Origin of the sequence: Acidovorax carolinensis, assembly GCF_002157145.1 — a bacterium.
Taxonomy (GTDB): Bacteria; Pseudomonadota; Gammaproteobacteria; order Burkholderiales; family Burkholderiaceae_C; genus Acidovorax; species Acidovorax carolinensis.
In genome coordinates this window covers 3,128,596-3,155,195 of record NZ_CP021361.1, presented here as the reverse complement: position 1 = coordinate 3,155,195, position 26,600 = coordinate 3,128,596, and the positions used below count along the sequence as shown (strand labels likewise).

Annotated in this window: 22 protein-coding genes and 2 pseudogenes; 11 read left to right on the top strand and 13 right to left on the bottom strand. The window is 65.2% G+C overall.

Going from position 1 to position 26,600, the window contains the following annotated elements; genetic code table 11:
- Positions 1-18: 18 nt before the first annotated feature.
- From CBP34_RS14685 to CBP34_RS14675, 4 genes are all read right to left on the bottom strand, one after another.
- Entirely contained in the window at positions 19-996 is a 978-nt protein-coding gene (locus CBP34_RS14685; protein ID WP_094098464.1) for a GMP reductase, read from the bottom strand.
- Between the two features lie 196 nt (positions 997-1,192).
- Positions 1,193-1,375, bottom strand: a complete 183-nt coding sequence (locus CBP34_RS19495) for a hypothetical protein (RefSeq protein ID WP_157896486.1) — start codon at positions 1,373-1,375, stop codon at positions 1,193-1,195.
- Positions 1,376-1,412: 37 nt separating this feature from the next.
- Positions 1,413-2,441 (bottom strand): IS30 family transposase, encoded by a 1,029-nt coding sequence (locus CBP34_RS14680; RefSeq protein ID WP_094097084.1) that lies wholly within the window; start codon positions 2,439-2,441, stop codon positions 1,413-1,415.
- A 7-nt stretch (positions 2,442-2,448) separates the two neighbouring features.
- Positions 2,449-3,027, bottom strand: a complete 579-nt coding sequence (locus CBP34_RS14675; RefSeq protein WP_208616339.1) for a hypothetical protein — start codon at positions 3,025-3,027, stop codon at positions 2,449-2,451.
- A gap of 32 nt (positions 3,028-3,059) precedes the next feature.
- Here CBP34_RS14675 and CBP34_RS14670 point away from each other — a divergent pair, with 32 nt between their 5' ends.
- Together CBP34_RS14670 and CBP34_RS14665 are read left to right on the top strand one after the other, a co-directional pair.
- Entirely contained in the window at positions 3,060-5,513 is a 2,454-nt protein-coding gene (locus CBP34_RS14670) for a UvrD-helicase domain-containing protein (RefSeq protein WP_094098463.1), read from the top strand.
- Between the two features lie 30 nt (positions 5,514-5,543).
- Positions 5,544-6,674 carry an FUSC family protein gene (locus CBP34_RS14665; RefSeq protein WP_094098462.1) on the top strand — a complete coding sequence of 377 codons (1,131 nt, stop codon included), beginning with the start codon at positions 5,544-5,546 and terminating at the stop codon, positions 6,672-6,674.
- A 137-nt stretch (positions 6,675-6,811) separates the two neighbouring features.
- Here the strand turns inward: CBP34_RS14665 and CBP34_RS14660 are convergent, their stop codons facing one another.
- From CBP34_RS14660 to CBP34_RS14640, 5 genes are all read right to left on the bottom strand, one after another.
- Positions 6,812-8,755 (bottom strand): PhoX family protein, encoded by a 1,944-nt coding sequence (locus tag CBP34_RS14660; protein WP_094098461.1) that lies wholly within the window; start codon positions 8,753-8,755, stop codon positions 6,812-6,814.
- A gap of 397 nt (positions 8,756-9,152) precedes the next feature.
- Positions 9,153-9,995, bottom strand: coding sequence for a BPSS1780 family membrane protein (locus tag CBP34_RS14655; protein WP_094098460.1), 843 nt, complete (start codon positions 9,993-9,995; stop codon positions 9,153-9,155).
- A gap of 99 nt (positions 9,996-10,094) precedes the next feature.
- Complete coding sequence (locus CBP34_RS14650) at positions 10,095-11,045, bottom strand: homoserine kinase (protein WP_094098459.1); 951 nt, start codon at positions 11,043-11,045, stop codon at positions 10,095-10,097.
- 62 nt (positions 11,046-11,107) lie between these two features.
- Positions 11,108-11,467, bottom strand: a complete 360-nt coding sequence (locus CBP34_RS14645) for a hypothetical protein (protein WP_094099198.1) — start codon at positions 11,465-11,467, stop codon at positions 11,108-11,110.
- Between the two features lie 52 nt (positions 11,468-11,519).
- Positions 11,520-11,939, bottom strand: a complete 420-nt coding sequence (locus tag CBP34_RS14640) for a hypothetical protein (protein WP_094098458.1) — start codon at positions 11,937-11,939, stop codon at positions 11,520-11,522.
- A gap of 213 nt (positions 11,940-12,152) precedes the next feature.
- Between CBP34_RS14640 and polA the strand changes: the two genes are divergently transcribed.
- The 3 genes from polA to CBP34_RS14625 all read left to right on the top strand — a co-directional run bounded on the left by polA (position 12,153) and on the right by CBP34_RS14625 (position 16,270).
- Positions 12,153-14,948, top strand: coding sequence for a DNA polymerase I (gene polA, locus CBP34_RS14635; protein ID WP_094098457.1), 2,796 nt, complete (start codon positions 12,153-12,155; stop codon positions 14,946-14,948).
- 297 nt (positions 14,949-15,245) lie between these two features.
- Positions 15,246-15,968 (top strand): AzlC family ABC transporter permease, encoded by a 723-nt coding sequence (locus CBP34_RS14630; protein WP_094098456.1) that lies wholly within the window; start codon positions 15,246-15,248, stop codon positions 15,966-15,968.
- A complete protein-coding gene (locus CBP34_RS14625; RefSeq protein ID WP_094098455.1) occupies positions 15,965-16,270 on the top strand; it encodes an AzlD domain-containing protein in 306 nt (101 codons plus the stop codon). Before CBP34_RS14630 ends, CBP34_RS14625 begins: the two co-directional genes overlap by 4 nt.
- 150 nt (positions 16,271-16,420) lie before the next feature.
- Here the strand turns inward: CBP34_RS14625 and CBP34_RS14620 are convergent, their stop codons facing one another.
- A complete protein-coding gene (locus CBP34_RS14620) occupies positions 16,421-17,218 on the bottom strand; it encodes a class I SAM-dependent methyltransferase (protein ID WP_086913093.1) in 798 nt (265 codons plus the stop codon).
- 256 nt (positions 17,219-17,474) lie between these two features.
- Between CBP34_RS14620 and yghU the strand changes: the two are divergent.
- The 3 genes and pseudogenes from yghU (at position 17,475) to CBP34_RS14605 (ending at position 19,623) form a co-directional block, all read left to right on the top strand.
- Positions 17,475-18,340, top strand: a pseudogene (gene yghU, locus CBP34_RS14615) (glutathione-dependent disulfide-bond oxidoreductase).
- A 145-nt stretch (positions 18,341-18,485) separates the two neighbouring features.
- Positions 18,486-19,118 (top strand): glutathione S-transferase family protein, encoded by a 633-nt coding sequence (locus CBP34_RS14610; protein ID WP_094098454.1) that lies wholly within the window; start codon positions 18,486-18,488, stop codon positions 19,116-19,118.
- Positions 19,119-19,122: 4 nt separating this feature from the next.
- Positions 19,123-19,623 (top strand): flavodoxin family protein, encoded by a 501-nt coding sequence (locus CBP34_RS14605; protein WP_094098453.1) that lies wholly within the window; start codon positions 19,123-19,125, stop codon positions 19,621-19,623.
- A gap of 360 nt (positions 19,624-19,983) precedes the next feature.
- Here the strand turns inward: CBP34_RS14605 and CBP34_RS14600 are convergent, their stop codons facing one another.
- Positions 19,984-20,874: an NAD-dependent epimerase/dehydratase family protein gene (locus tag CBP34_RS14600; RefSeq protein ID WP_094099197.1), complete on the bottom strand. Its 891-nt coding sequence runs from the start codon at positions 20,872-20,874 to the stop codon at positions 19,984-19,986.
- 182 nt (positions 20,875-21,056) lie between these two features.
- On the opposite strand from CBP34_RS14600, the gene CBP34_RS14595 reads away from it, so the two are divergent.
- Together CBP34_RS14595 and CBP34_RS14590 are read left to right on the top strand one after the other, a co-directional pair.
- Positions 21,057-21,956, top strand: a complete 900-nt coding sequence (locus tag CBP34_RS14595) for a dienelactone hydrolase family protein (RefSeq protein WP_094098452.1) — start codon at positions 21,057-21,059, stop codon at positions 21,954-21,956.
- A gap of 232 nt (positions 21,957-22,188) precedes the next feature.
- Positions 22,189-23,070 carry a ZIP family metal transporter gene (locus CBP34_RS14590; protein WP_094098451.1) on the top strand — a complete coding sequence of 294 codons (882 nt, stop codon included), beginning with the start codon at positions 22,189-22,191 and terminating at the stop codon, positions 23,068-23,070.
- A gap of 48 nt (positions 23,071-23,118) precedes the next feature.
- Here CBP34_RS14590 and CBP34_RS14585 read toward each other — a convergent pair whose 3' ends face one another.
- The gene (locus CBP34_RS14585; protein ID WP_094098450.1) at positions 23,119-23,868 is read right to left on the bottom strand and encodes a LytR/AlgR family response regulator transcription factor; all 750 of its coding nucleotides are present in this window, start codon (positions 23,866-23,868) and stop codon (positions 23,119-23,121) included.
- Positions 23,865-25,004: a sensor histidine kinase gene (locus CBP34_RS14580; protein ID WP_094098449.1), complete on the bottom strand. Its 1,140-nt coding sequence runs from the start codon at positions 25,002-25,004 to the stop codon at positions 23,865-23,867. Before CBP34_RS14580 ends, CBP34_RS14585 begins: the two co-directional genes overlap by 4 nt.
- Before the next feature lie 51 nt (positions 25,005-25,055).
- Here CBP34_RS14580 and argH point away from each other — a divergent pair.
- A pseudogene (gene argH / locus CBP34_RS14575) lies at positions 25,056-26,545 on the top strand (argininosuccinate lyase).
- The last annotated feature ends 55 nt before the right edge of the window (positions 26,546-26,600 follow it).

Below are 26,600 nucleotides of genomic sequence, written 5' to 3'. Positions count from 1 at the left end.
CGCCGCGGAGCGCGTGGCCTACATCAGCAGGTGTTCACCCGCGTTGTCGCCACCCAAAATAACGTAGTTGACCTTGCGCACATCCATCAGCCGGGTGCCGCCGGCATAGCTGATGGAGCTTTGCACGTCCTGCTCCATCTCCACCAGCGTGTCGGCCAGCTTGCCCTTGATGGGTTCCAGGATGCTCTTGCCTTCTACATGCTTGTATTCGCCCTTGTTGAAGTCGCTGGCCGAGCCGTAATATTCCTTGAACAGTTCGCCATCCACTTCCACTGTCTTGCCGGGCGATTCTTCATGGCCCGCAAACAGCGAGCCAATCATCACCATGCTGGCGCCAAAGCGGATGCTCTTGGCGATGTCGCCATGGCTGCGGATGCCGCCGTCGGCAATGATGGGCTTGGTGGCCACGCGCGCGCACCACTTGAGCGCGCTCAGCTGCCAGCCGCCCGTGCCAAAGCCCGTCTTGAGCTTGGTGATGCACACCTTGCCCGGGCCCACGCCCACCTTGGTGGCATCAGCGCCCCAGTTTTCCAGGTCGATGATGGCCTCGGGCGTGGCCACGTTGCCGGCAATCACGAAGGCCCTGGGCATCTTCGCCTTGAGGTAAGCGATCATGTTCTTCACGCTGTCGGCGTGGCCGTGGGCTATGTCGATGGTGATGTATTCGGGGGTGAGCCCCAAGGCCACGAGCTGGTCCACGGTGTCGTAGTCGGGCTTTTTCACACCCAGCGAGATCGAGGCGTAGCAGCCACTGGCGTGCATGTCCTTCACGAACTGGATGTTGTCCAGATCAAAGCGGTGCATCACATAGAAGTAGCCGTTTTGCGCCAGCCAGGTGCAGATTTTCTCGTCCACAACCGTTTTCATGTTGGCCGGCACCACCGGGATGCGGAACGAACGGCCGCCCAGTTCCACGCTGGCGTCGCATTCCGCGCGGCTTTCCACGCGGCACTTGCGCGGCAGCAAAAGAACGTTGTCGTAGTCGAAGATTTCCATGAGATTCCAAGCTCCATCAAGGGACGCAGCCAAACAATTTTGGCTGCGGTGGGCGCTTGGCCTGGCGACCGGTTGTGTGGGCGGGGCCGTGGTGGCCACTCCGAACCCTGCTGAGCGCAGGCACAAAAAAACCGGACGTCAAGAAACTTGGGCCCGGTGATTGATTCTACCCGCGCACCGCATTGCGCGAATGTCCCTACCTGCCGCCGGGCTGCGCACCGCAATCGGATTGCGCGGCAGCCACAACCCGCCCTTGCGCATCCTGCACCCAGCCCACCACGCGCAGGCGCTCGGGTTGGGCACCGTCGGGGATGCGCATGGGGCGTGTTTCCATCCAGCGCTTTTGCTCACTATTTGATAGCTGGTTGCGCTTATCCATAAAGGGCGGATTCAAGTCCAAGTGCAACAAATATTCATTAATGCACTGAATCAGGCTGTTGTGTCAGCCGGGCCAAATGTTCGGCATAAACCTCAATGGGCTTGCTCCACCCCAGAGTCATCCTGGGGCGCCCATTGAGCTCATCGGCTACGGCATCCAGATACTGCTGGCTATAGCCGCTCAGATCAGTCCCCTTGGGGAAGTACTGCCGCAGCAATCCATTGGTGTTTTCGTTGGAGCCCCGCTGCCAGGGGCTGTAGGGGTCACAGAAGTACACCTTCATGCCCGTGTTCTCGGTGAGCTTGGCATGCTCTGCCATCTCACTGCCACGGTCATAGGTCAGGCTCTGGCGCATCGGGCTGGCAATGCCATTGAGCTTGTCGCTGAAGGCCTGCAGTACATGTGCCGCTGTCGCCGGGTTGGGGTGCGGCAGCTTGACCAGCACCACCAGGCGGGTCGTGCGCTCGACCAGCGTGCCAATGGCACTGGCATTGCCTTTGCCCTTGATGAGGTCGCCCTCCCAGTGCCCGGGCAACTGACGATCCTCAATCTCGGGTGGGCGCACATGGATGCTCAGCAGGTCGGTGATTTGCCCACGCCGATCCTCGCCTTTGGAGCGCGGCCAGCGCTTGGCGCGGGCCATGCGCAAGCAGGCCACCAGCTCCTTCTTGAGCTCTCCGCGGGGCTGGGCGTAGATGCAGGTGTAGATGCTCTCGTGGGACACTTGTTTGCGCTTGTTGTCAGGGTGCAGTTTCTTCAACTGCCCAGCGATTTGCTGGGGAGACCAGTGCCGGAGCAGATAGTCGCGAACGATCTTGAACAAAGGTCCATCGCGGTGCAGTTTGGGCTGGGGACGGGCAAAGCATCTGCGCCTGTCGCTGCGTTGCTGGGCGAACTTGGAGGTGTAGGCCTTGGCGCCCGCATTGCGTTGGCATTCCCGGCTGATGGTGCTCTTGCAGCGCCCCAAGGCCCGCGCTATGGCGCTGAGGCTTTGCTTTTGCTGAAGCCCCAAGGCGATCGCATGGCGTTCGCTCTCGCTCAACTGCTGGTAATTCTTCTTTGTCATCTTGACCTCAATTCTCGGTGTTGCACTTCGGAATTGAGGCCGCCGTGCCATGAACCATGTTTCGCACCATCTTCCGCGCCACGGGAGTGCCCTCGGTTCCTGCAGGCACGGCCTCTACCACCAGCAGAAAAAAGCGCCAGTCGGTGGCCGCTGCGGTGCGCCCCGGCGCAGCCCTTGCCGGCGTGAATGCGATGGAGGTGCCCAGGTAATCGTTGAAGGCCATGCCGTGCGCCACGCGCAGCCGCGCAGAGGGCGCGCCTTCCACCGGTGCGGTGAACACATCGGTGCTGGTGGGTGCCTGGCGCCCCAGTGTCTGCAGGCGCTGCAAGGCGTCGGTGCTGGCGGCGGCCGACAGCGGGGCATCGTCGCCCAGTACGCCCGGCACGATCCAGTCCAGCACCAGCGCGCTGGCCGATGGCGCCGGCGTGGCGCGGTCGCTCCAGCAGGCTTCGCAGTCGGCGCTGATGAAGCGTTCAAACAATGCCACAGGGCGCGCTGCGCCGTCGCTGCTGCAACTGGCCTGCGCCGCCAGTGGCGGGCTGTGCAGTGCCAGCAGGGCAGTCAGGGTGAAAGCCGTGTTTCTCATGGGTAGGGCGGGGCGCTTTCTACAATGGCCGCATGTTCCCACAAGACCCGTTTTCGGGTGCGCCAGAAGCCCTGGTGCCCCCACACGCTGGTGCGCCCTCGGCTGCATCGCCCCTCCTGGCCAACCTGAACGACGAGCAACTGGCCGCCGTCACGCTGCCCGCAGGCCACGCGCTCATCCTGGCGGGGGCCGGCTCGGGCAAGACGCGCGTGCTCACCACCCGCATCGCTTGGTTGCTGCAAAACGGCTACGCCACGCCCGGCGGCATTCTGGCCGTCACCTTTACCAACAAGGCCGCCAAGGAAATGGTTGCGCGCCTGTCGGCCATGCTGCCGGTGAACGTGCGTGGCATGTGGATTGGCACCTTCCACGGCCTGTGCAACCGGCTCTTGCGCGCGCACCACAAGGCGGCGGGGCTGTCGCAGTCGTTTCAAATTCTCGACACGCAAGACCAGCTCTCGGCCATCAAGCGCCTGTGCAAGCAGCACAACGTGGATGACGAGCGTTTTCCGCCCAAGCAACTGGCCTACTTCATTGCCAACTGCAAGGAAGAAGGCATGCGCCCCGGCGATGTGCCCACGCACGACGGCGATGCGCGCAAGAAGGTCGAGATCTACCAGCTGTATGAAGAGCAATGTCAGCGCGAAGGCGTGGTGGATTTTGGCGAGCTGATGCTGCGCAGCTACGAGCTGCTGCGTGACAACGATCCCATTCGCGAGCATTACCAGCGCCGCTTTGCACACATTCTGGTGGACGAGTTCCAGGACACCAACAAGCTGCAATACGCCTGGCTCAAGCAGCTGGCAGGCAACGAGGTGAATGGGCGCTTTGAAGCACGCGGCAGTGTGGTTGCCGTGGGCGATGATGACCAGAGCATCTATGCCTTTCGCGGCGCGCGCGTGGGCAACATGGCCGACTTTGTGCGCGAGTTTGATGTGCAGCGCCAGATCAAGCTGGAGCAGAACTACCGCAGCTACAGCAACATCCTCGACTCGGCCAACGCCCTCATCAGCCACAACAGCCGCCGCCTGGGCAAGAACCTGCGCACCACGCAGGGCGCGGGCGAACCAGTTCGCGTGTACGAGGCCAGCTCCGACCTGGCCGAAGCGCAGTGGATGGTCGACGAGATCAAGCAGCTGGTGCGCAACGACGGTTTTGAGCGCAAGGAAATCGCCGTCCTCTACCGCAGCAATGCGCAAAGCCGGGTGATCGAATCGGCGCTGTTCAATGCCAGCGTGCCCTACCGCGTGTATGGCGGCCTGCGCTTTTTCGAGCGCGCCGAAATCAAGCACGCGCTGGCCTACCTGCGCCTGCTGGAGAACCCGCACGACGACACCAGTTTCAGCCGCGTGGTCAACTTTCCGCCACGCGGCATCGGCGCGCGCAGCATCGAGGTGTTGCAAGACGCCGCCCGCGCCGCCGGCTGCTCGCTGCACGACGCCGTGAGCGCCGTGCCCGGCAAGGCGGGCGCCAACCTGGGCGCGTTTGTCGCCATGGTCGATGTGCTGCGTGAGCAGACGCAGGGCCTGAACCTGCGCGGCATCATCGAGCAGATGCTGCAATCCTCGGGGCTGGTGGAGCACTTTCGCACTGAAAAGGAAGGCGCCGACCGCATCGAGAACTTGCAGGAACTGGTGAACGCGGCCGAAAGCTTTGTCACGCAAGAAGGCTTTGGCCGCGACGCCGTGGCGCTGCCACTCGATGAGCATGGCACACCGCTCACGCAAAGCGCGGTCAGCCAGGGCATCGACCCCAATGCGCCGGTGCTTAATGAGCCCTTGAAGCCCGCCGTGCCCGGCATTGTGGACATCGACACCGGCGAAACCCTGTCACCGCTGGCTGCCTTCCTCTCCCATGCCGCACTCGAAGCCGGCGACAACCAGGCCCAGGCCGGGCAAGACGCCGTGCAACTGATGACCGTGCACGCCAGCAAAGGCCTGGAGTTTGACGGCGTGTTCATCGGTGGCCTGGAAGAGGGCCTGTTCCCCCACGAAAACTCGGCCAGCGACCGCGATGGCCTGGAGGAAGAACGCCGCCTGATGTACGTGGCCATCACCCGCGCGCGCAAGCGCCTGTATCTGAGCCACTCGCAAACGCGCATGCTGCATGGCCAGACGCGCTACAACATCAAGAGCCGGTTTTTTGACGAGCTGCCCGAAGGCGCACTCAAGTGGATCACGCCCAAACAGCAGGGTTTCGGTTCGTATGCTCCTAATTCAGGAGCTTTTAGCGCTTACTCATCAAGCGCCCGAGGCCAATTTGGTTTCAAATCCGAGACCTTTGCCAGCCCGCCCGTGCCGGTGCAGAAGACCGCGCCCTCGCACGGTCTGCGCGCAGGTATCAACGTGTTCCACACCAAGTTTGGCGAAGGCAAAGTGCTGGCCATCGAAGGCACCGGCGACGATGCGCGCGCACAGGTCAACTTTCCGCGCCACGGCACCAAGTGGCTGGCGCTGAGCGTGGCCAAGCTGACGGTGGTGGAGTGAGCGCATCCGTCGCCCAGAATGAGGACATCCATGCCCGATAACAACGATTCATCCAAAGAACCCCGGCGCCCGCGCGGGGCCACGCACAGTGCGTCGGCCCGCCATCTTGTCAGCCCGGCGCAGTGGGCAGAGAGCGTGGTCATCGGCGCACCGCCTTCGCTGCGCATCTTCGCCATCGCGGGGGTTCAGGCTGCGCTGGCCGTGCTGCTGGCCATCGTGGCCACGCATTTATCGCCCTGGCCCCAGCTGGTGGGATATGCGTCGCTCGGTGCGCTGGCGGCCTTGTTCGGGCGCTTTGCCACGGTAGAACGGCGCATGCGCATCGTCGTGATCTGCGCGCTGCTGCTGGCGCTGGGGGTGCTGGTGCCGTCGCTGGCATCGTGGGCGGGCGCGCTGCCCTGGATGATGGTGCTGGTGCTGGCCTTGGTGGCTGGCGCATCCACCGTGGCGGTGTCGTGGTGGAGCCTGGGCGGGCCCGGTGCGGTGATCATTGTGTTTGCGGCCGGGGCGGCCTATAACCCCGTGGGCAGTGGCACCGAGGTGCTGGCCCGCGTGCTGGCCACCCTGGCCGGCGGTGCGGTGGCGGTGTTGACCTGCCTGGTGACCGACCGCTGGCGGGCCACAGAACTCAAAAACCTGCGCTTGCCCCCCGTGCATGCGCCCCCCTGGTCGCACCAGTGGATTGCCGCCGGGCGCATTACCGCCTGCGCCGCACTGGCTGCCTGGGTTGCCTTCATGCTCGGCTGGCACCACCCGGCATGGGCGGCGATTGGCGCGGTGTCGGTCATGCAGGGCGGGCACCTGCACATCACCATGAACCGCGCACTGCAGCGCATGGCGGGCACCATCGTGGGCTCCTTCATCGTCTGGGCCATGCTGGCGCAGCAGCCCTCGTTCTGGACGGTTGTGGCCGCCATCGTGGTGTTCCAGTTTTTGACCGAGGTGGTGATTGGCTACAACTACGCGCTCGGCCAGATCACCGTGACGCCCATGGCGCTGCTCATGACCTACCTGGCATCGCCCACCGTGGCCGCGAGCATGCCGGTGGAGCGCGTGCTGGACACCATGCTGGGCGCGGTGCTGGGCATCGTGTTTGCCGTGGTGTTCTCCAGCGTGGACGACCGCATGCACCTGCATGAGCACCGCAGCAGGGCGCGCTGAGGTGGGATTGCATTGAGTTAAGCCTGTTGCGGAGGCAACCATACGCGTCTGGCGCAGTCGCAATGAAAAAAGGCGGGGCATTAGCCCCGCCTTTTGCGCCTGCGGCATGCAGCGCATGCCGGCATTTATCAGGTGTATCAGCCCAGTTTCGGCTGGGTTGGCGTGCCCGTCAGGTAGCCCACGGCAGCGCCGGACTTGTTCTTGTAGTTGGCGTTGATCAGCGGGTCGAGCTGGGCCTTGACCACGTTGTGGATGCCACCCCAGTCACCGGCATGCTGGAAGTTGCTCATGATGTAGGTCCAGCCGTTGATTTCGTCCACGGCGTGCAAGCCGGTGGATTCTCCGCCGGCAGGAATCGACATCACGCGCGACAGCTGCTTGGTGTCGATGTTGTAGGCCCACAGGAAGTTATTGACGTGCTGGCCGCTGTCTTCGCCGATGAACAGGGTGCGCATCTTTTCCGAGAATTTCAGATTGTCGGGGTTGGCGATGTTGTTCGGGTTGGCGGTGTTGCCCAGGGCATCGGCGGTGATGTCTTCACCGGCCAGCAGCGGCTTAGTGTCCACAGGCATCCATTCGCTGTTGATGGCAGCGCCCGCCGTGTCCTTGATGCCACCCTTAAGGTTGAGCGCCATGACGGCGCCGGCATTCAGGGCCTTGGGGATGGAGATGCCGTTGCCAGGCACGTTCGATGCGTTGCCGGCCACCATGGAGTCCCGGCAATTCTGCAGGGCAGAGTAGGCCACTTTGTCCTTGATGTTGACTGTGGTGCCTTCCATCTTCGAGAAGCCCATGCTGGCATCCAGGTAGGCGGCGTAGCGGTGGGTTTCGAGGAAGGCTGCGGCCTTTTCCATGCCGGGATTGATCTTGATCCATTCGGTCTTGCCGTTGGCGACGATCTTTTTGTAGCTCGCGTCGTTCGGATCCGCCTTTACCACGGTGATGATGTCCGTGGGCTTGAGCGTGCTGGCCAGCTTTTCGATTTCAGCGCTCGTGGCCGAGCCCATCTTGATCCAGGTGAGCGGGGCAGCCGTGCCGACCTTGGGATCGATGGAGAAGCCATTACCTACCTTGGCCACGTAGAGTGTGCCGGACGACAGGTCTTTTTCCTTGTCGGCCACGAACACGAAATAGCCGGCGTTGGTGGCGTCATCGCCCATCAGCACGGTGCGGTTGTCGGGCATGACCTGCACCAGCTCGTGCGAGATGCGGCCCATGCAGAAATGCTTCTTGATGCTGCCCGTGCCGTCGGGATTGACCGTGACTTCGGGCATGTGGCCGTAGTTGTAAGGGTTGGCCTTGGTGGCATCTCCATACAGGTTCTTGCTGAAGTCGTCCATGAAGTTGGCGCTGCGGGCGGCAAATGCGTCGGGCTCATACTCTTCGCTCGACAGATGCGTGCCCCAAGGCGAGATGCTGGCGCCGCAGGTAATCCACAGGCCGTGCACCTTGGAGGTGTCCACGTTGTGATATTTGACAAGGCTCAGCTTGCCGGTGGCCTGGTCCTGGTCCAGCGTCAGCACGGCGATGGGCGAGGGCAGCTTGCCGTACATGCCGGTCTTGCCGTCTTGCGCCCAGGTGGTGTATTCAAACTGCACCACCGCAAACACGGCCTTGCCCTTGAGGCCGGTGACCGTGGGGTTGGCCACCGTCAGCAGCGAAGTGCCATCGGGTGCGTCGGAGAAATAGTGGCGCTCTTTGCCGGACACCGTGGCGTCAATGATGGGCTTGTTGTTGATGTCGTAGTAGCCGCCTGACAGGACGGTGCCGCCCTTGCCGTCGGAAACCATGTCACCCGTCACGAAGAAGGGCTGGTAGGCAAGCTGGTAAGCGCGCACGGAGTCGTCGCTGAGCTTGATGTTCAACGTGGAGCCCACGGTGGTCGTGGCCATGGCTGCGGCGTTGGCCAGCGAGGGTGCGGCCATCGACGTGAAGCTGGCGGAGACATAGCTGGGGTTGTCATTACCGCCGCCGCAAGCAGTCAGAAACGAAACAGAGGCGCTGGCACCGAGCGGCAGAAGGGGAACGCCTGCCAGGAATTGCAGGGCCTTACGGCGGGTGGGTGTCGTCGTGTGGGACATTTTTGGGTATTTCCAGGTTGGTATGCGGGCGGGGAAAAAGCGCCTTTGCGTGTCACCACCTGGCTTGTGGCGGCGTCAGGACTGGGCGCTATATCCAGCGGCAAATACTAGAAGCGCCTTGTGACAAACGTTTGACGTTCGCATGACGACTTGCCAATCGCTGCGAGTGTGGTTGCATAGGACTTTTACTGTCCGTGCGGGGTGTTTTCACACACCGGGATGCAACTGAGGGACGCAGGGAAGTCATGACGCTCGCGATGCCCAACCTGGTGCCGGGCTGCGTCTTGCTTTTTGTGCTCGCCGCATGGGGGACGCGTGAGTGCCGCGTGGAATGACATGAGCTTGGCTACCGCTCGCTGCCACAGTCCGACGGGCCCTCAGCCCTGCCGGCAGCGCCTTACACCGTGCCGTCAGGCCCCGGCGTGGAATCGGACGTCTGGCTGTGCAATGCCTGCGGCTCCGTCTTTCCTGGCGGCTCGAAGCAGTCCCGGAACGTGAAAACCACCGACGTGAAGAACATGGCCGCCATCATCATGGCCGCGCCCACCATGATGCCTCCCACCACCGAGGTGAGGCCGCCCACGGCCAGCAGGCCTGCCACCAGGCTGATCACCAGGCCGCCCAGCAAAAACACGCCCATCCAGGCCAGCCCATAGACCGTGAAGGCACCAAAATTGCGCAGGCAGGCCACGATGCTGAAGAACAGGCTTTTCACCGGCGGCACGCCATGCCAGTGCACCAGGCCGGGCGCGTGCCAGAACAGCAACGACAGGGGCAGGTACAGCACCATGGCAAGCCACATGGCACCCTGGAAGGCGGGCGTTTCGGCCATCTCGCGGGTGAGCGGGGCGCCGCCCAGGTACACCTGCGCGAACTGGCCTCCGTCGATCAGGGCCGACAGGCCCATCACCGCGAGAAAGCCCACCGCATACATCGCCCCCAGCACCAGCATGTCGCGCAGGCGCTGGCGCCCGGTGCGAAAAGCCACCAGAAGCACGGCCGGCGTGGGAAAGCGGCCCTGCACGGCCTCGGCGGCCGCCACCATCATGGCCAGCGTGGCCGAGGGCAGCAGGGCCAGCGCCACGGCGGGGCCCACCAGCGGAATCATGGTTGCCAGCGACATGGCCGCCATGGTCATGAAAAACAGCGCGGCCAGTGCCATGGGTTGCCGCCAAAACGCCCGGATGCCAAGCTTGACCCATTCCAGGCCGGTGCGTGCGGGGACGATGTGGAGTTTCATGGAGTGGCTTTGACAATCAGAAAAGGGCGCCGGGCCTGGGGTGGTGGGGTGGCACGGGCGAATTTAACCCAGTGCCCCAGGGCAGCGGTGTGAAAGACCTCAGGCGTGCACCGGGTGGGCAATGCGGCCGCGCAGAACACGTTCGAAATGCGCAGGATCGTGCGGGACGAGCATGGAGGCCTCGCGGGGCAGGTAGAAATCCCACAGCCGCGAAATCCAGAACCGCAGGGCGCCCGCTCGCAGCATGGCGGGCAGCAGCTCGCGCTCTGCCGCGGTCAGGGGGCGCTCGGCCTGGTAGGCGGCCAGCATGCTGGCGGCGCGCGTGGCGTCATGGATGCCGGTGGGCAGTTCGATGCACCAGTCGTTCAGGCAAACGGCCAGGTCGAACAGCCAGGTGTCCACGCCCGCAAAGTAAAAGTCGAAGCAGCCGGTGAGTTCTTCGCCGTCAAACATCACGTTGTCGCGGAACAGGTCGGCATGCACCGGCCCGCGCGGCAGTGCCGCATAGGCCGACGATGCGGCCACATGGTTCTGGTAGGCCAGCTCGGCGCGCAGCAACGCCGCCTGTTCGGGGCCAATGTGGGGCAGCACCACGGGCACGGTTTCGTTCCACCAGGGCAGGCCGCGCAGATTGGGCTGGTGGCGGTCAAAATCGCGCCCCGCCCTGTGCATGCGCGCCAGCATGGTGCCCACAGCCGCGCAGTGCACGGGCTGCGGTGCCAGCTGGCTTTTGCCGCGCAGCTTGTTCACCACGGCGGCGGGCTTGCCGCAGACGGTGTGCAGGATGTCGCCGTTCTGGTCGGGTCGGGGGTCGGGCACCGGCATGCCACCGTGGGCCAGGTGCTTCATCAGGTACAGGTAGAACGGCAGCTGCTCGGCGGTAAGGCGCTCGAACAGCGTGAGCACGAATTCGCCCTGGTCGCTGGTGAGGAAGTAATTGGTGTTCTCGATGCCACCCTCGATGCCGCGCAGCGCCACCAGGTCACCCAGTTGCAAACGGCGCAGCAGGTCGCGCGCCTCATTCGTCGAGACTTCGGTAAAAACGGCCATCGCTCAGCGCAAATACGGGTAAGAAAAAAATCAGGGGGAAGGGAGGTAGCCTGGTTGCCGCGTCAGAACTTGATCACGTTCCACACGCGCGGGGCGGTGTTGGTTTCGGCGCCGCTCCGGCTGCCGGCCCGGCTGCGGGCGCCGTCGGGCGACTGCACTTCATATTCGGGCAGGTCGCCTGTCTTGGGTTGCACGGTGATGCTCTGGGTCTGGCCGCCCACGCGCAGCTCGTCAACGCGACTGCCCTCGTCTTCCACGCGGATGCGCTCGGTGCGCTGGTTTTTGCGGCCGTCCAGTTGCTCTGCATTTGGGAGCTGTTCGCGCTTGTCTACATTACCTTGCGGGGCAATTGGAGGGCTGGTCTGGGCCAACAGGGGGTTGGCAGTCAGGCCCAGCAGCAAAAAGAGGTGAACGGCGCGCATGGCGCCATTGTAGGCCGCGCGTTCCAGGCCGCCCAACGGGCGCAACGGGCGTTCATGGATGCTTCGGGCAGGTACCTGCCTCGCACTGCACGGTGCGCTGGCCGATGAAGGTGCGGAAGTTCTTGCCCAGCTGTCCCATCTGCTCACACACATCGCCCCGGGCATCAAAAGCGAAGCCCTGGGCGCCGGTGGCGTTGAGCAGCTCCACCCGCGTCAGGGCCAGTTTGGCGAACTGCTCGGGGTTGTGCCACTGCTCGGCGCAAATGTTGTGAAAGACGAAGGTGGAATACACCAGTTCGGTGATGACCGGCTTGTCCATTTGCAGCCGCATCACGCCATTGTCCAGATGCACCGTCTTGAGCGCGTTGCCCCGCAAGGCTTTTTGCATTGGCACCGGAATGTTCTTGAACTCCGTGTTTGCCATTGCCATGGTGCATGCCGCACCGATCAACAACGCGAGCATTCTTTTCATGGGAATCACCTTAAAAATTGAGCAATGTTCCAGCCGCTGGTTGCGGCGGGCATCGCACCATCTGCGGGGTGGCGCCATAGCGGCGCCAGTGAACGCAGAGGCCAGAAGCACGCACGGGCTGGTAAAACACGCATTTTGCCGCTTTGCGGGCGCAGCAACGAAGAGCCGGCGTCCCAGGCTGCGCGGGGACGAACGAGTGTGCACAATCGCCGCATGAGCGACAAAAAGACCCTGCTGCTGGTGGACGGCTCCAGCTACCTCTACCGCGCCTTCTTCGCGGGCGGCGAAACCATGAGCACCACCCTGCCCGACGGCACGGTGCAAAAGACCGGTGCCATCCGCATCATCATCAACATGATGCAGAAGCTCCTCAAGGACGTTCCCTGCACCTACGCGGCCTGCGTGTTCGACGCCAAGGGCCCCACCTTCCGCGATGCGCTCTACCCCGAATACAAGGCGCAGCGCAGCCCCATGCCCGACGACCTGCGCAGCCAGATCGCGCCCATCCACGAGGTGGTGCGCCTCATGGGCTGGCCGGTGCTCGACGTGCCCGGCGTGGAGGCCGACGACGTGATCGGCACCCTGGCCGTGGCGGCCGCGCGCCAGGGCATTGACGTGGTCATCTCCAGCGGCGACAAGGACCTGGCCCAGCTGGTGAACGAGCACATCTCCATCATCGACACCATGAGCGGCAAGGTGCGCGACCTGGCCGGGGTGGAAGCCGAATTCGGCGTGCCCGCCCGCCTGATGCTGGACTACCAGATGCTGGTCGGCGACACGGTGGACAACGTGCCCGGCGTGCACAAGGTGGGCCCCAAGACCGCCGTGAAGCTGCTGCAGGAATACGGCTCGGTGGAAGCCCTGGTGGCGCGGGCCGGCGAAGTCAAGGGCGCCGTGGGCGAAAACCTGCGCAAGGCCATCGACTGGCTGCCCACCAGCCGCCAGCTGCTGACCATCAAGACCGACTGCGACCTGAACGGCTGGGTGCCCGGCATGCCTGCGCTGGACGCCATCCGCATCGGCCAGCCCCAGACTGCGCCGCTCATGGCCTTTTGCGACACCTACGGCTTCAAAGGCCTGGCGCGCACACTGGCGGGCGACGCCCCGGCCGCCGCGCCCGCGCCCGTGGTGGCCATGCCCGGCCAGAGCGGCGACCTGTTCGCCGACCATTCCGCCAGCCCGGTGGCCGAGGCCGCGCAGCACCGCCCGGTGGTGTACGACACCATCTTCAACTGGACCGACTTTGACCACTGGCTGCAGCGCCTGCTAAAGGCCGAGCTGGTGGCGCTGGACACTGAAACCACCTCGCTCGACGAGATGCGCGCCGAAATCGTCGGCATCAGTTTCAGCGTGCAGCCCGGCGAGGCCGCCTACATTCCGCTGGCCCACGCCGGGCCGGATGCCCCCGCGCAGCTGCCGCGCGATGAAGTGCTGGCGCGCCTGGCGCCCTGGCTGGAAGACGGCAAGCGCCACAAACTGGGTCAGCACATCAAGTACGACCGCCATGTGTTCGCCAACCACGGCATCGAGGTGCGCGGCTATGTGCACGACACCATGCTGCAAAGCTATGTGCTTGAAGTGCACAAGCCGCACAACCTCACCAGCCTGGCCGAGCGCCACACCGGCCGCACCGGCATCAGCTACGAAGACCTGTGCGGCAAGGGCGCGCACCAGATTCCGTTTGCCCAGGTGCCGGTCGATAAAGCTGCGGCCTATTCGTGCGAAGACTCGGACCAGACGCTCGACGTGCACCTGGCACTGTGGCCGCTGTTGCAGGCCGACGACAAGCTGCGCTTCATCTACGAACTGGAAATCGCCAGCAGCGAGGCGCTGTTCCGCATCGAGCGCAACGGCGTGCTGATCGACGCCCCCACGCTGGCCGCGCAAAGCCATGAGCTGGGCCAGCGCATCGTGCAGCTCGAAACCGATGCCTATGCGATTGCCGGCCAGCCCTTCAACCTCAGCAGCCCCAAGCAGCTGGGCGAAATCTTCTTCGACAAGCTGGGCATGCCCGTGGTGAAAAAAACCGCCACCGGCGCGCGCAGCACCGACGAAGAAGTGCTGGAAAAGCTGGCCGAGGACTACCCGCTGCCCGCCAAGCTTCTGGAGCACCGCAGCCTCGTCAAGCTCAAGGGCACCTACACCGACAAGCTGGCCCAACTGGCGCTGCCGCGCACCGGCCGCGTGCACACGCACTATGCCCAGGCCGTGGCCGTAACCGGGCGGCTGTCCAGCAACGACCCCAACCTGCAGAACATCCCCATCCGCACGGCCGAGGGCCGGCGCATCCGCGAAGCCTTTGTGGCGCCCGCCGGCTGCGTGATCGCCAGCGCTGACTACAGCCAGATCGAGCTGCGCATCATGGCCCACTTGAGCGGCGACCATGCGCTGCTGCACGCCTTTCATGCCGGCCTGGACGTGCACCGCGCCACCGCCGCCGAAGTGTTTGGCGTGGCGGTGGACCAGGTGACGAGCGAGCAGCGCCGCTACGCCAAGGTCATCAACTTTGGCCTCATCTACGGCATGAGCAGCTTTGGCCTGGCCAAGAACCTCGGCATCGAGACCAAGGCCGCCGCCGCCTACATCGACCGCTACTTCCAGCGGTACCCCGGCGTGAAGCAGTACATGGACGAAACCAAGGCCGCCGCCAAATCCATGGGCTATGTTGAGACGGTGTTCGGCCGGCGCCTTTACCTGCCCGAAATCAACTCACCCAACGGCCCGCGCCGCGCCGGCGCCGAGCGCGCCGCCATCAACGCGCCCATGCAGGGCACAGCGGCCGACCTCATCAAGATGGCCATGGTGGCGGTGCAAAAAGAACTCGATGCGCACCAGCCTGGCATCAAGATGATCATGCAGGTGCACGACGAACTCGTGTTCGAGCTGCCCGAGGGCGACGTGGACTGGCTCAAGAGCCATATCCCGCGCCTGATGGCCGAGGTGGCAGCGCTCAAGGTGCCGCTGCTGGCCGAGGTGGGCGTGGGCCCCAATTGGGACAAGGCGCATTGAACCCAGGCGGCACAGGCACGGGGCGGACGACTGCGCAGGCAAAGTTGGGCGGACCACGACGCAGGTATGGGGTCAGATCACGATTTCGCGCAGCGAAACTCGTGCTCTGACCCCATTCCGGACCACCAGGCGCGGCATGACCAAGCCCCCATGCCGGAACCCCTGGCGCAGCGTTGTGGGGCAGCGCGAAATTCCGCCCATTCACCCGCCGCCATAGCGTGCTGAGGTGATTTTTTACGTGTTTTAGGCCTCCAGCGCTTATGCAGCAAGCGCTAAAAGCTATTGAATTTGAAGCAAATGAACCCGTCCCCACCCACCCTGCGCCCCGCCACTTGGACCCCCGCCATCCGCATGGGCCTGTCCATCGCGGCCGCCACCGGCTTCTACGGCATCTCCTTCGGCGCCCTGGCCGTGGCCGCCGGCCTCACCGTGTGGCAGGCCATGGCGCTGAGCCTGCTCATGTTCACGGGCGGCTCGCAGTTCGCCTTCATCGGCGTCATTGCGGGCGGTGGCGCGGGCTCGGCAGCGATGGGCGCCGCCGCGCTGCTGGGCGTGCGCAACGCGGTCTACGGCATGCAGCTCAACGGCATGCTCGCCCCCACGGGCTGGCGCAAGGCCGTCGCCGCGCAGCTCACCATCGACGAATCGGCCGCCACCGCTGCGGGCCAGACCGCACCGGATGAGCAGCAGCGCGGCTTCTGGACGGCGGGCCTGGGCGTGTTCGTGCTCTGGAACCTGTTCACCCTGCTCGGCGCCGTGCTGGGTGATGCCCTGGGCGACCCGCGCCGCTGGGGCCTGGACGGCGCCGCCGTCGCCGCCTTTCTGGCCCTGCTGTGGCCGCGCCTGAAACAGCGCGAACCCGTGGCGCTGGCGGTGGTGTGCGGCGTGGTCACCGCCCTGGCCGTGCCGCTGGTGCCGCCGGGCCTGCCCATCCTGCTGGCGGCCGTGGTGGGCGCCGCCTGGGGCTGGTGGGTGCGCAGCCCGGATGCGCCTTCCGTGCGCGAGGAGGCCGCGACATGACGCTCTGGACCGCCATCGTGCTGGCTTGCGCCGCCACCTACCTCACCAAACTGGCCGGCTACGCCGCGCCAGCCCGCTGGCTGCAAAACCCGCGCATGGCCCGCGTGGCAGGCGCCATCACCGTGGCCCTGCTGTCGGCGCTGACGGTGATGAACACCTTTGCCGCAGGCACCGCCCTGGTGCTTGATGCCCGCCTGGCCGCTTTGGGCGTGGCCGCGCTGGCCTTGTGGCTGCGGCTGCCGTTTTTGCTGGTGGTGGTGCTGGGGGCGGCAGCGGCGGGGCTGGTGCGGTGGTTGGGGTGACGGGATGCTGGGTTGCTGTCGGCCAGGATCGGTCCATGACGTGATCGGTCGAGCGGACCTCCAGAGCTCTTTTGAACGGCCTATGTCGTCAGTGCTGCTCGGCACGAAACGCCGCAGACCTGACGGTGGCGCGCGTCGCGACGGATTGCGCTATTTCTTCGTTGCCCGGGTCATCAGGTAGTGCTGGCGCACTACATTGTTCTCAAAGTAACCTGCGACGAAGCCGTCGAGCTCGGCCCTGAAGGCCGCGAGCTTGGCGGGCTCGTCCTTCAAGGCGGCAACCAGTTTCACCACTGGGCCCAGCGTTTCCTCGATGCCCTTGCGATAGTGCTGTGGACTCAACGCAGGAAACAACATGACTGAGCGATCGAACACAATGTCCGTCACGGCATCGCCGAGCCGCTGGCGGATGATGTTGGGGTCGCCCCATTGCGGCGGCGGGGCTGCACCTGGAGGCGGCGGAATGAATTTTCCGACCAGCGCGAACATCTGCCCCACGTAGTGTTCCGGCGGCCACGTCGAAAACGCAATGGTGCCGCCCGGCTTGAGTACCCGCAGCATCTCGGCAATGGTGACGTCCGGTCTCGGCGCGAACATGTGACCGAACTGGCTGATCACCACATCGAATGTCGAGTCCAAGTACGGCAAGGCTTCGACATCGCCCTCACTGAACTCAATCTCGACGCCAGCAAGCGCCGCATGCTGCCTGCCATGCTGGATCAGCACGGGAGAAAGGTCGAGCGCGCAGACCTTCGCGCCAGCGCGCGCTGCAGTCAGCGCCCCCACGCCAGTGCCACAGCCCACATCGAGTACGAACTGCCCTGCGCGTATGCGTGCGTGCTTGACGAGTTCCGCAGCCGTCGCTGTGGTGACGGCTTCGAGCGGCGCAAATAGCGACCATCCTTCTCGCTGGATGACCTTGAGCTGGGCAAACGGATCGTTTGACATGGCGAGCTCCTTCCGGGGGCGCGAATGAGGCAACGATTGTTGACTTCTGCAGTCGGCCTGGCAAGAAGCGAAACGTTACTTCCTGTCTCCGCGTCACGTTTCGACCCGGGAGCAATTTGGTGTCATGTCCGCTTTGGGGGGGATCTCTGCCCTTCATCGCCGCCCAGATGTGCAGGCCGCAACCCGCGTCAGTACACTCATTCGGCACGAGGCCACACAGCCCTTGGTTATCCGATTTGCCTGAAGGAGCCCCCGCATGACTGACTCATCCCCCTACACCCCGCCCGCCATCTGGCAATGGAACAAGGAAAACGGCGGCAAGTTCGCCAGCATCAACCGGCCCATCGCAGGCGCCACGCACGACAAGGACCTGCCCGTGGGCAAGCACCCGCTGCAGCTCTATTCCCTGGCCACGCCCAATGGCGTGAAGGTGACGGTGATGCTGGAAGAGTTGCTGGCGCTGGGCCACCGTGGCGCGGAGTACGACGCCTGGCTGATTCCCATCCAGGAGGGCGCGCAGTTCAGCAGCGGCTTTGTGGCGGTCAACCCCAATTCGAAGATTCCGGCGCTGATGGACCGCAGCGATGCTGCCAACCCGGTGCGCGTGTTCGAGTCGGGCGCCATCCTGCTGTATCTCGCCGAAAAGTTTGGCGCCTTTCTGCCCAAAGATATAGCCCAGCGGGCCGAGTGCCTGTCGTGGCTGTTCTGGCAGATGGGCAGTGCGCCGTTTCTGGGGGCGGGTTTGGTCACTTTTATGCCTATGCGCCCGAGAAGTATGAGTACCCGATCAACCGCTACGCCATGGAGGTCAAGCGCCAGATGGATGTGCTCAACCAGCGCCTGGCCGCGCACGAGTATCTGGCGGGCGCTGAATACACCGTGGCCGATATGGCAGCCTGGCCCTGGTATGGCGCGCTGGCCAAGGGCCAGCTGTACGAGGCGGGCGAGTTTTTGCAGGTGCATGAATACACCCATGTGGTGCGCTGGGCCGACCAGATTGCCAAGCGCCCGGCCGTGCAGCGCGGCCGCAAGGTCAACCGCACCTGGGGCGAGCCGGCCAGCCAGTTGCATGAGCGCCACGACGCCAGCGACTTCGATACGAATTTGCCTTCCACCGTATAACGTCGTTGGTTCGCCTTGCCGTGCTACAGCACTGTCTGCGGCTTCCCGCCTAGTTATCCGGCTGAATGCAAACCCGTATGCCACCCGCACGCAGGACAAGCTGAACCCCGCCACTTGACCCTTTCATGACTCCAAGGACTTCGCCATGATCACCTTGTATGACTGCGCCACGGCGCCCAGCCCACGCCGCGCCCGCATCCTGCTGGCTGAAAAAGGCATTGCCCACGACACCGTGCAGGTCGACCTGCGCAGCGGCGAGCAGCTGGGCGAGGCCTATCGGCGCATCAACCCGCAATGCACGGTGCCCGCCTTGCGCACGGACGAGGGCTTGCTGCTGACCGACAACGCGGCGATCACGGCGTATGTGGAAGCGCGCTACCCAACCCCGCCGCTGCTGGGCGAGACGCCCGCGGAAAAGGCCGAGATCGCCAGCTGGAACTGGCGCGTGGAATTTGAAGGCCTGCTGGCGATTGCAGAGGCATTTCGCAATGGCTCGCCGGCCATGGCCAACCGGGCGCTGGCGGGTGCGGTGAATTACCCGCAGATCCCTGCGCTGGCCGAGCGCGGGCTGGCGAGGGTGGCGCAGTTCTTCACCGTGTTGAACGAGCGCCTGGCGGGCCGCGACTTCATTGCCGCCGACCGCTTCAGCGTGGCCGACATCACGGCCGTGGTGGCGGTGGACTTTGCGCGCGTGGTCAAACAAAAGCCGGGCGAGCAGCACCCACACCTGCTGCGCTGGCGGGCGGCCATGGCGGGCCGGCCGTCGATGGCTTTGTAGCCCCATGAGTGCAGTCAAGACCCTGCTGATCGTTTACCACTCGCTCACGGGTGGCACGCGGCAGATGGCCGAAGCGGCGCGCGTGGGTGCCGCGTCTGAGGCGGGTTGTGTGGTGCGCCTGCTGCACGCCGCGCAGGCCGGGCCTGCCGATGTGCTGGCGGCGGATGGTTATGTGTTTGCGACGCCCGAAAACCTGGCGGCGATGAGCGGGCAGCTCAAGGACTTTTTTGACCGCAGCTATTACGGGGTGCTGGACCAAATTAACGGCCGCCCCTATGCCAGCCTGATTTGCGCGGGCAGCGATGGCAGCAACGCGGCGCGGCAGATTGGGCGCATCGCCACCGGCTGGCGCCTCAATGCCGTGGCCGAGCCGCTGATCGTGTGTACCCACGCGCAGACGCCCGAGGCCATTCTGGCGCCCAAGCACATTGGCGAGGCAGACCTGGTGCGCTGCCGGGCGCTGGGCGAGGCGTTGGCGACGGGGCTGGTGTTGGGGGTGTTCTGATTTGCTATGGATTAAATAGCTTTTGACGCTTATCCATCAAGCGCTAGAGGCCGATAAGGCTTGAAAAAACAACGCTCCATGCGTGATGAGCCCGGCGATCCGCGCACGCCCCATGGCAGTGGTGGGGCGCGGTCCCAACGGGAGCCGGGTGCAAAGTGCTTGGGGCATTCATCGCGGTGTCCCAGGGTTCCGGCAGGGGGTCAGAGCACACATTTCTGGCCCGAATGCTTCGGGCCCAAAACGGTGATCTGACCCCCTGCCTGCGCTGCGCCTTCTGCAGGCCGCGTCGTGGTCAGATACTTATTTGATAGCTGCTAGCGCTTATCCAGTAATCGCTAGAGGCCGATTTGACCAAAAATCTCAGCGCCAGGCCGTTGCCACCAGCTGGCTGTAATGCACGCCTTTTCGCCCCAGCAATTGCTCAAAGACAGCTGGGTTGCCCACGTTGTCGCTGCCCAGCATGGCCAGGGTTTCGCTGCACCAGGGCGACTGCGGCACGGCGTCGCCCAGGCGCGCGCTCAAGGTGGTGAGCGGCTGAGGCAGGCGCAGCACGGTGGCGGGGCGGTGCCCCAGTTGCTGGCGCAGGCTGGCGATGAAGGCGCCCATGGTCAGTGCCTCGGGGCCGGTGCAGTCGATGGTGCCCGTTTGCTGAAGCGCCGTGCCGAGCAGGGCGACCACGGTGGCGGCCAGGTCGTGCACCGACACGGGCTGCACGCGCGCCGTGAGCATGGGCCCAGGGAACAGCGCCACGGGCAGGCGCGCCAGGTTCATGAACAGCGCGCTGCTGTCGCCGCCTTTGCCATACACCACGCTGGGGCGCAGGATGGCGGGGCGCAATGTGCCTTGCGCTGCCAGTGCCTGCAGGTGCGCTTCGGCCGCCCGCTTGGTCTGGGCGTAGCGTGTGCTGCTGCCTTCAATGCCCAGCGCCGATATCTGCACCACGCGCTGCACGCCGGCCTGGGCGCAGGCGTCAAACAGGGCGATGGGCGTGTCCCGGTGCACGGCGTCGATGGGGCGCGCGCGGGTGTCGCGCAGCACGCCCACTGCGTTGACCACGGCGTCAATGCCCGCCAGGCGCGGCAGCCAGGCGGCGGCCGTGGTGTCGTGGGCAAAGTCCATGGGAACCTGGCCGGGCCGCAGCGTGCTGCTACGTGGGGAGACGCCGCCGTGCACGGTGTGGCCCGCGCGCTGCAGCGCCTCTTGCAGGGTGTGGCCGATGAAGCCGGTGGAGCCGGTAAGAAGGATGTGCATGGTGCTCTGCTCAAAAGCTGCGTGGAGCCAGACAATAGACCGGTTTGCGGTTTCGTGCCCCGTGGTGCCCTGTTTGCACCCCAGTGGCGCCCGGCCATGCCGGCGCATGGCGGGAAGGGTGGATGACACGCCCTAAACTGCAGCCTCGATTTTCTTCCGCCTTCGTCACCAGGAGATGCGCCATGCTCAATGAAGATGCCCGATCCGATGTCAACGCCTTGCTCCCCGGTCGCGCTACCGAGGCGGGAACCACCCGCCGCACCGCTTTGCAGGCGGCCATTGGCCTGGGCTACGCGGCAGCGGCGGCGCCCCTGATGGCGCAAACGGCCATCGCCACCCCGGCCGATGGGCTGGATGCGGGCGAGGTCAGCTTCACCGTGGACGGCTTCAAGGTGCCCGCCTACCGCGCCGCGCCGGCGGGCAAAACGGGCCTGCCGGTGGTGCTGGTGATTCAGGAAATCTTTGGCGTGCACGCATACATCGCCGACACCTGCCGGCGCTTTGCCAAGGCCGGCTATCTGGCCATTGCGCCGCAGCTCTATGCGCGCCAGAGCGACGACCCGGCCGCCTACACCGAAGTGGGCCGGCTCATGGCCGAGGTGGTGGCCAAGGTGCCCGATGCGCAGGTGATGGCCGACCTCGATGGCGCTGTGCAATGGGCCGGGGCCCACGGCGGCGACCTGGCCCGGGTGGGCATCACGGGCTTTTGCTGGGGCGGCCGCATCACCTGGCTTTATGCCGCACACGGCCCGGTGAAAGCGGGCGTGGCCTGGTATGGCCGCCTGGTGGGGCAGGCGAGCAACCTGACGCCCAAGCACCCCGTGGAGCTGGCGCCCATTCTCAAGGCCCCCGTGCTGGGCCTTTATGGTGAAAAAGACACCGGCATCCCTCTTGACACGATTGATAAGATGAAAACTGCCTTGGCCAGCGGTACGGCCGCCGCCAAGGCTTCGCAGTTCGTGGTGTACCCCGACGCGCCGCACGCTTTTCATGCCGACTACCGCGCCAGCTACCGCAAGGAAGCGGCCGAAGATGGCTGGAAGCGTGCGCTGGCCTGGTTCAAGGCCCACGGCGTGGTCTGATTCCATTTCGATATCAGGCGTGCACTTTGTCGGCTTCGCTTGCCGTACGTTTTGTACCGTCGGCGCTTCGCCTTCGCGTTCACACCTGATCTGAAAATGGAATAAGGTAGTCGCAACCCTCTGCACCAGCCGCCCCGGCCGCAGCGGGGGCGGCTTCGTTTTTTGGGCACCGTGTGCACCGTAAATTTTATAAAAAATGCCCCTGTGGCATATCTAACAAGCGCATACAGCTATGACTTTGGTAGCAATCATTCTGGCCACCCTGGCGGCAGGCATCGGCAGCGTCTGGCTGGCAGCGCTGCTGATGGGCGCGGGGCTCAAAGGTGGCGGTGGCAGCGTGGGGCCGCAGCGCCTGCTCAGCCTGGCGGCGGGGGCGCTGCTGGCCACGGCCTTCATGCACCTGCTGCCCGAGGCGTTCGAGAGCCATATGGATGCCCACGACCTGTTTGCCACGCTGCTGGTGGGCCTGGTGTTCTTCTTTCTGCTCGACAAGGCCGAGCTGTGGCACCACGGCCATGAGCACAGCCATGGGCTGCCACCTGCCAGCGGGCATGGCGCGACCGGGCATGACCACGCCGCGGCAGTGCTGCAGGGGCGGGCGCATGCACATCCCCACGGGCATGAACATGACCATGCCCATTCCCACCACCATGGCCCCAAGTCGGCAGGGGGCTGGGCGGTGCTCACCGGCGACAGCGTGCATTGCTTTGGCGACGGCATCCTGATTGCCTCGGCCTTCGTGGCCGATATGCGGCTGGGTGTGATTGCCGCGTTTTCGGTGCTGGCCCACGAGGTGCCCCACCACATGGGCGACCTGGTGGTGCTGCGCCAGACCAGCCCGAACCGGAGCATGGCGCTGGTCAAGGTCTCGCTGGCCGGTGCTGTGACGGCCCTGGGCGGCCTGGTGGGGTATTTTCTGGTGGGCCAGCTGCATGACCTGCTGCCGTATTTTCTGGCCGTGGCGTCCAGCAGCTTTGTCTATGTGGCCCTGGCCGATCTGATTCCGCAGCTGCAAAAACGCCTCTCGGCGCGCGAGACGATGGCCCAGATTCTCTGGCTGCTGGTGGGCATGGGCCTCGTGATGCTGGTGAGCGGCGCGGCGCATTTGCACTGAGGTCGTTTTCATGCCGGCATGCACTTTGCCGGCTCCGCTCAGCTTGGCTCAGCCCGCCAGTTCCTCGCGCACCGCCGCCACCTGGCGGCGCGACACCATCAGCAGCTCGGTCAGCCCTTGCAGGCGCACGGCCCAGCCTTCGCCTTCCTCGGGGTCGTAGTGCTTTTCCAGCGCCCGCACGGCGCGGCGCGCCACCAGCGCATTGCGGTGGATGCGCAGAAAGCGCGGGGCGAACTTGGCTTCCAGTTCGCTCAGCGAGCCATCCATGATGTAGCTGCGCGTGGTGGTGCGCACGGTCACATATTTCAGTTCGGCCTTGAAATACAGCACCTCGGCCAGCGGCAGGCGCTCGGTGCGGCCGCGGTCCTGGATCAGCAGGGTTTCGCCTTCAGGCACGCTGGGCACTGGCGCCGGTGCGGCCTTGCGGGTCACGCGCTGGGCCTTGGTGAGGGCCTGCAGCAGGCGTTCGCGCCGCACGGGCTTGGTGAGGTAGTCCACGGCATCGAGTTCGAAAGCACTCACGGCGTGGTCGGCGTGGGCGGTTACAAACACCACCGCGGGGGGGTGCGCCAGCGCCTGCACGGCATGGGCCAGGCACAGGCCGTCCTGGCCGGGCATGTGGATGTCCAGCAGCAGCAGGTCGAACGCGCGCCCGCCTGTGGGGGTGAGCTGCGCCAGGGCGTCGGCCGTGTTGGCGGCTTCGGCCACGGTGGAGCGCACGGAGTCCTGGCAGTCGCCCAGCAAGGTGCGCAGTCGGCTGCGGGCCAGGGCTTCGTCGTCAACGATGAGGATGTTCATGGCTTGGAGCGGCGCGTGGTCGGGGTTCGGGGTGCCTTGGCAGGGGCGGCTGGCTTAGGCGCGCTGGGGGCCGGCAAGGTGATGCGCACCTGGTACAGCCCGTCCTGCACGCCCGCATTGAACGCGCCCTGCACATCATGCAGCAGCGCCAGGCGGGCGCGCACATTGTCCAGCGCAATGCCGTGGCCGCGCGGCTGGTCGTGGTCGGTGCGGGTGTCGGTGCTGGGCAGGGTGTTGGTGATGCGCACCACCACGCGGCTGCCGCGCAGTTCCGTCAGCACGCGCAGCTTGCCGCCGCGGGCACTGGGCTCCACGCCGTGCTTGACGGCGTTTTCCACCAGCGGCTGCAGCAGCAGCGGGGGCAGGCGGGCATTGTCGGTGCGCGGGTCCAGGCTCCACTGCACCTGCAGGCGCTTGCCAAAGCGCACTTCTTCAATCGCCAGGTAGCGCTGCGCGAGCGTGATCTCTTCGGCCAGCGTGACGGCCTCGCCTTGCTCGACCAGCGCGTGGCGAAACAGATCGCTCAGGTCTTCCAGCAGCGATTCGGCCTTGGCCGGCTCTTCGCGCACCAGGGCAATGGCGCTGTTGAGCGTGTTGAACAGAAAGTGCGGGCGGATGCGCGACTGCAGCTCGGCCAGGCGGGCCGTGGTGGCCGCGGGGGTGCGCCCGCGTGCGCGCATCACCAGGGCCGCCACCAGCGCCGCCGACAGCAGCGCGCCGCTGGCCGCGCTGGCCAGCCAGGGCGGCTGCTCGGTCATGCCCACCAGGGTCAGCATGGCGCAGGCATACAGCCCCGCAAGGGCCCCCAGCAGCACGCCCGCCACAAACTGGCCGTTGGTGCCCAGGCGCTGCAGCAGGGTCTTGAGGCTGCAGGCGGCAATCAGCCAGACCAGCGTGGCGGGCAGGGCGCCGCCGGTCAGCAGCGACACGCGCGCCAGCCACTCCAGCGGCGTGCTGGCGCCATACAGGGCGCCCACGCCGAGCACAATTTCCACAAACAGCACGGCGCGCAGCACCACGCCGACATGGCAGGCATCGAACACCAGTGCCCGCTGCACTGTGGCGCGTGGGTGTGGCCTTGCGGGCGCCGTTTCCAGCTCCAGGGGCTGGGTCGATAAAATTTGCTTGTTTTGCATTGAGGCATCCGGGTGTTCCGGGTGTCAGTTCCACCCGATTATTGCCCTGCCATGCCCACCAGCCAAGCCCACAACGCCGCGTCTGCCCCCTCCCACAACCAGCTCGACACCAAGGCGCAGGCATGGTCCGCACTGTTTTCCGAGCCCATGAGCGATCTGGTCAAGCGCTACACCTCCAGCGTGTTTTTTGACAAGCGCCTGTGGCAGGCCGACATCGCGGGCAGTCTGGCGCACGCCGAGATGCTGGCAGCCCAGGGCATCATCAGCGCTGAAGACCACGCCAGCATCCAGCGCGGCATGGCGCAGATCACGCAGGAGATCGAATCGGGCGCGTTCGAATGGAAGCTCGACCTCGAAGACGTGCACCTGAACATCGAGGCGCGCCTGACCCAGCTGGTGGGCGACGCCGGCAAGCGCCTGCACACCGGCCGCAGCCGCAACGACCAGGTGGCCACCGATGTGCGCCTGTGGCTGCGCGGCGAGATCGACCTGATTGCCGACCTGCTCAAGGAACTGCAGGTGGCGCTGGTGGATGTGGCGGCGCGGAACGTCGATGTCATCCTGCCCGGCTTCACCCACCTGCAGGTGGCCCAGCCCGTGAGCTTTGGCCACCACATGCTGGCCTATGTGGAAATGTTTGCCCGCGACGCCGAGCGCATGGCCGACGTGCGCCGCCGCGTCAACGTGCTGCCCTGGGCAGCGCGGCACTGGCCGGCACCACCTACCCGCTGGACCGCGAGCGCGTGGCGCGCACGCTGGGCATGGTGGATGCCAGCGGCCACCCCGTGGTGTGCCAGAACAGCCTGGACGCCGTGAGCGACCGCGACTTCGCCATCGAGTTCACCGCCGCCGCCAGCCTGTGCATGGTGCACGTCAGCCGCCTGTCCGAAGAACTCATCATCTGGATGAGCCAGAACTTCGGCTTCATCAAGATCGCCGACCGCTTCACCACCGGCAGTTCGATCATGCCGCAGAAGAAGAACCCCGACGTGCCTGAACTGGCGCGTGGCAAGACCGGCCGCGTTGTCGGCCACCTGATGGGCCTGATCACCCTGATGAAGGGCCAGCCCCTGGCCTACAACAAGGACAACCAGGAAGACAAGGAGCCACTGTTTGACACCGTCGATACGCTGAAAGACACGCTGCGCATCTTCGCCGAGATGGTCGGTGGCCAGCTCAACCCCGCCACGGGCCAGAAGGAAGGCGGCATCACCGTCAACGCGCCCGCCATGGAGCAGGCCGCACTCAAGGGCTACGCCACCGCCACCGACCTGGCCGACTACCTGGTCAAAAAGGGCCTGCCGTTTCGCGATGCGCACGAAACCGTGGCCCACGCCGTGAAGGCCGCCACCACCCATGCGTGCGACTTGTCGGAGCTGCCTTTGGCCGTGCTGCAGGGCTTTCACCCGCAGATCGAAAAAGACGTGTACGAAGCCTTGAGCCTGCGCGGCTCGCTCAATGCGCGCAACACGCTCGGCGGCACGGCGCCTGCGCAGGTGCGTGCGCAGATCGCCCGCCACCAGGCGCGTCTGGCGGCATGACGGAAATTGAATGAAACAGGGCTTTAGTGCTTATGGGGATTGCGCTGATAGCTCT

Bases quoted from the DNA above. Each gene is read 5' to 3' on its own strand.
- CBP34_RS14675 (WP_208616339.1), bottom strand. From the start codon at position 3,027: ATGAGAAACACGGCTTTCACCCTGACTGCCCTGCTGGCACTGCACAGC.
- CBP34_RS14590 (WP_094098451.1), top strand. From the start codon at position 22,189: ATGACTTTGGTAGCAATCATTCTGGCCACCCTGGCGGCAGGCATCGGC.
- polA (WP_094098457.1), top strand. From the start codon at position 12,153: ATGAGCGACAAAAAGACCCTGCTGCTGGTGGACGGCTCCAGCTACCTC.
- CBP34_RS14680 (WP_094097084.1), bottom strand. From the start codon at position 2,441: ATGACAAAGAAGAATTACCAGCAGTTGAGCGAGAGCGAACGCCATGCG.
- CBP34_RS14685 (WP_094098464.1), bottom strand. From the start codon at position 996: ATGGAAATCTTCGACTACGACAACGTTCTTTTGCTGCCGCGCAAGTGC.
- CBP34_RS14595 (WP_094098452.1), top strand. From the start codon at position 21,057: ATGCTCAATGAAGATGCCCGATCCGATGTCAACGCCTTGCTCCCCGGT.
- CBP34_RS14580 (WP_094098449.1), bottom strand. From the start codon at position 25,004: ATGCAAAACAAGCAAATTTTATCGACCCAGCCCCTGGAGCTGGAAACG.
- CBP34_RS14665 (WP_094098462.1), top strand. From the start codon at position 5,544: ATGCCCGATAACAACGATTCATCCAAAGAACCCCGGCGCCCGCGCGGG.
- CBP34_RS14630 (WP_094098456.1), top strand. From the start codon at position 15,246: ATGAACCCGTCCCCACCCACCCTGCGCCCCGCCACTTGGACCCCCGCC.
- CBP34_RS19495 (WP_157896486.1), bottom strand. From the start codon at position 1,375: ATGGATAAGCGCAACCAGCTATCAAATAGTGAGCAAAAGCGCTGGATG.
- CBP34_RS14645 (WP_094099198.1), bottom strand. From the start codon at position 11,467: ATGCGCGCCGTTCACCTCTTTTTGCTGCTGGGCCTGACTGCCAACCCC.
- CBP34_RS14660 (WP_094098461.1), bottom strand. From the start codon at position 8,755: ATGTCCCACACGACGACACCCACCCGCCGTAAGGCCCTGCAATTCCTG.
- CBP34_RS14585 (WP_094098450.1), bottom strand. From the start codon at position 23,868: ATGAACATCCTCATCGTTGACGACGAAGCCCTGGCCCGCAGCCGACTG.
- CBP34_RS14640 (WP_094098458.1), bottom strand. From the start codon at position 11,939: ATGAAAAGAATGCTCGCGTTGTTGATCGGTGCGGCATGCACCATGGCA.
- CBP34_RS14670 (WP_094098463.1), top strand. From the start codon at position 3,060: ATGTTCCCACAAGACCCGTTTTCGGGTGCGCCAGAAGCCCTGGTGCCC.
- CBP34_RS14655 (WP_094098460.1), bottom strand. From the start codon at position 9,995: ATGAAACTCCACATCGTCCCCGCACGCACCGGCCTGGAATGGGTCAAG.
- CBP34_RS14620 (WP_086913093.1), bottom strand. From the start codon at position 17,218: ATGTCAAACGATCCGTTTGCCCAGCTCAAGGTCATCCAGCGAGAAGGA.
- CBP34_RS14610 (WP_094098454.1), top strand. From the start codon at position 18,486: ATGATCACCTTGTATGACTGCGCCACGGCGCCCAGCCCACGCCGCGCC.
- CBP34_RS14625 (WP_094098455.1), top strand. From the start codon at position 15,965: ATGACGCTCTGGACCGCCATCGTGCTGGCTTGCGCCGCCACCTACCTC.
- CBP34_RS14605 (WP_094098453.1), top strand. From the start codon at position 19,123: ATGAGTGCAGTCAAGACCCTGCTGATCGTTTACCACTCGCTCACGGGT.
- CBP34_RS14650 (WP_094098459.1), bottom strand. From the start codon at position 11,045: ATGGCCGTTTTTACCGAAGTCTCGACGAATGAGGCGCGCGACCTGCTG.
- CBP34_RS14600 (WP_094099197.1), bottom strand. From the start codon at position 20,874: ATGCACATCCTTCTTACCGGCTCCACCGGCTTCATCGGCCACACCCTG.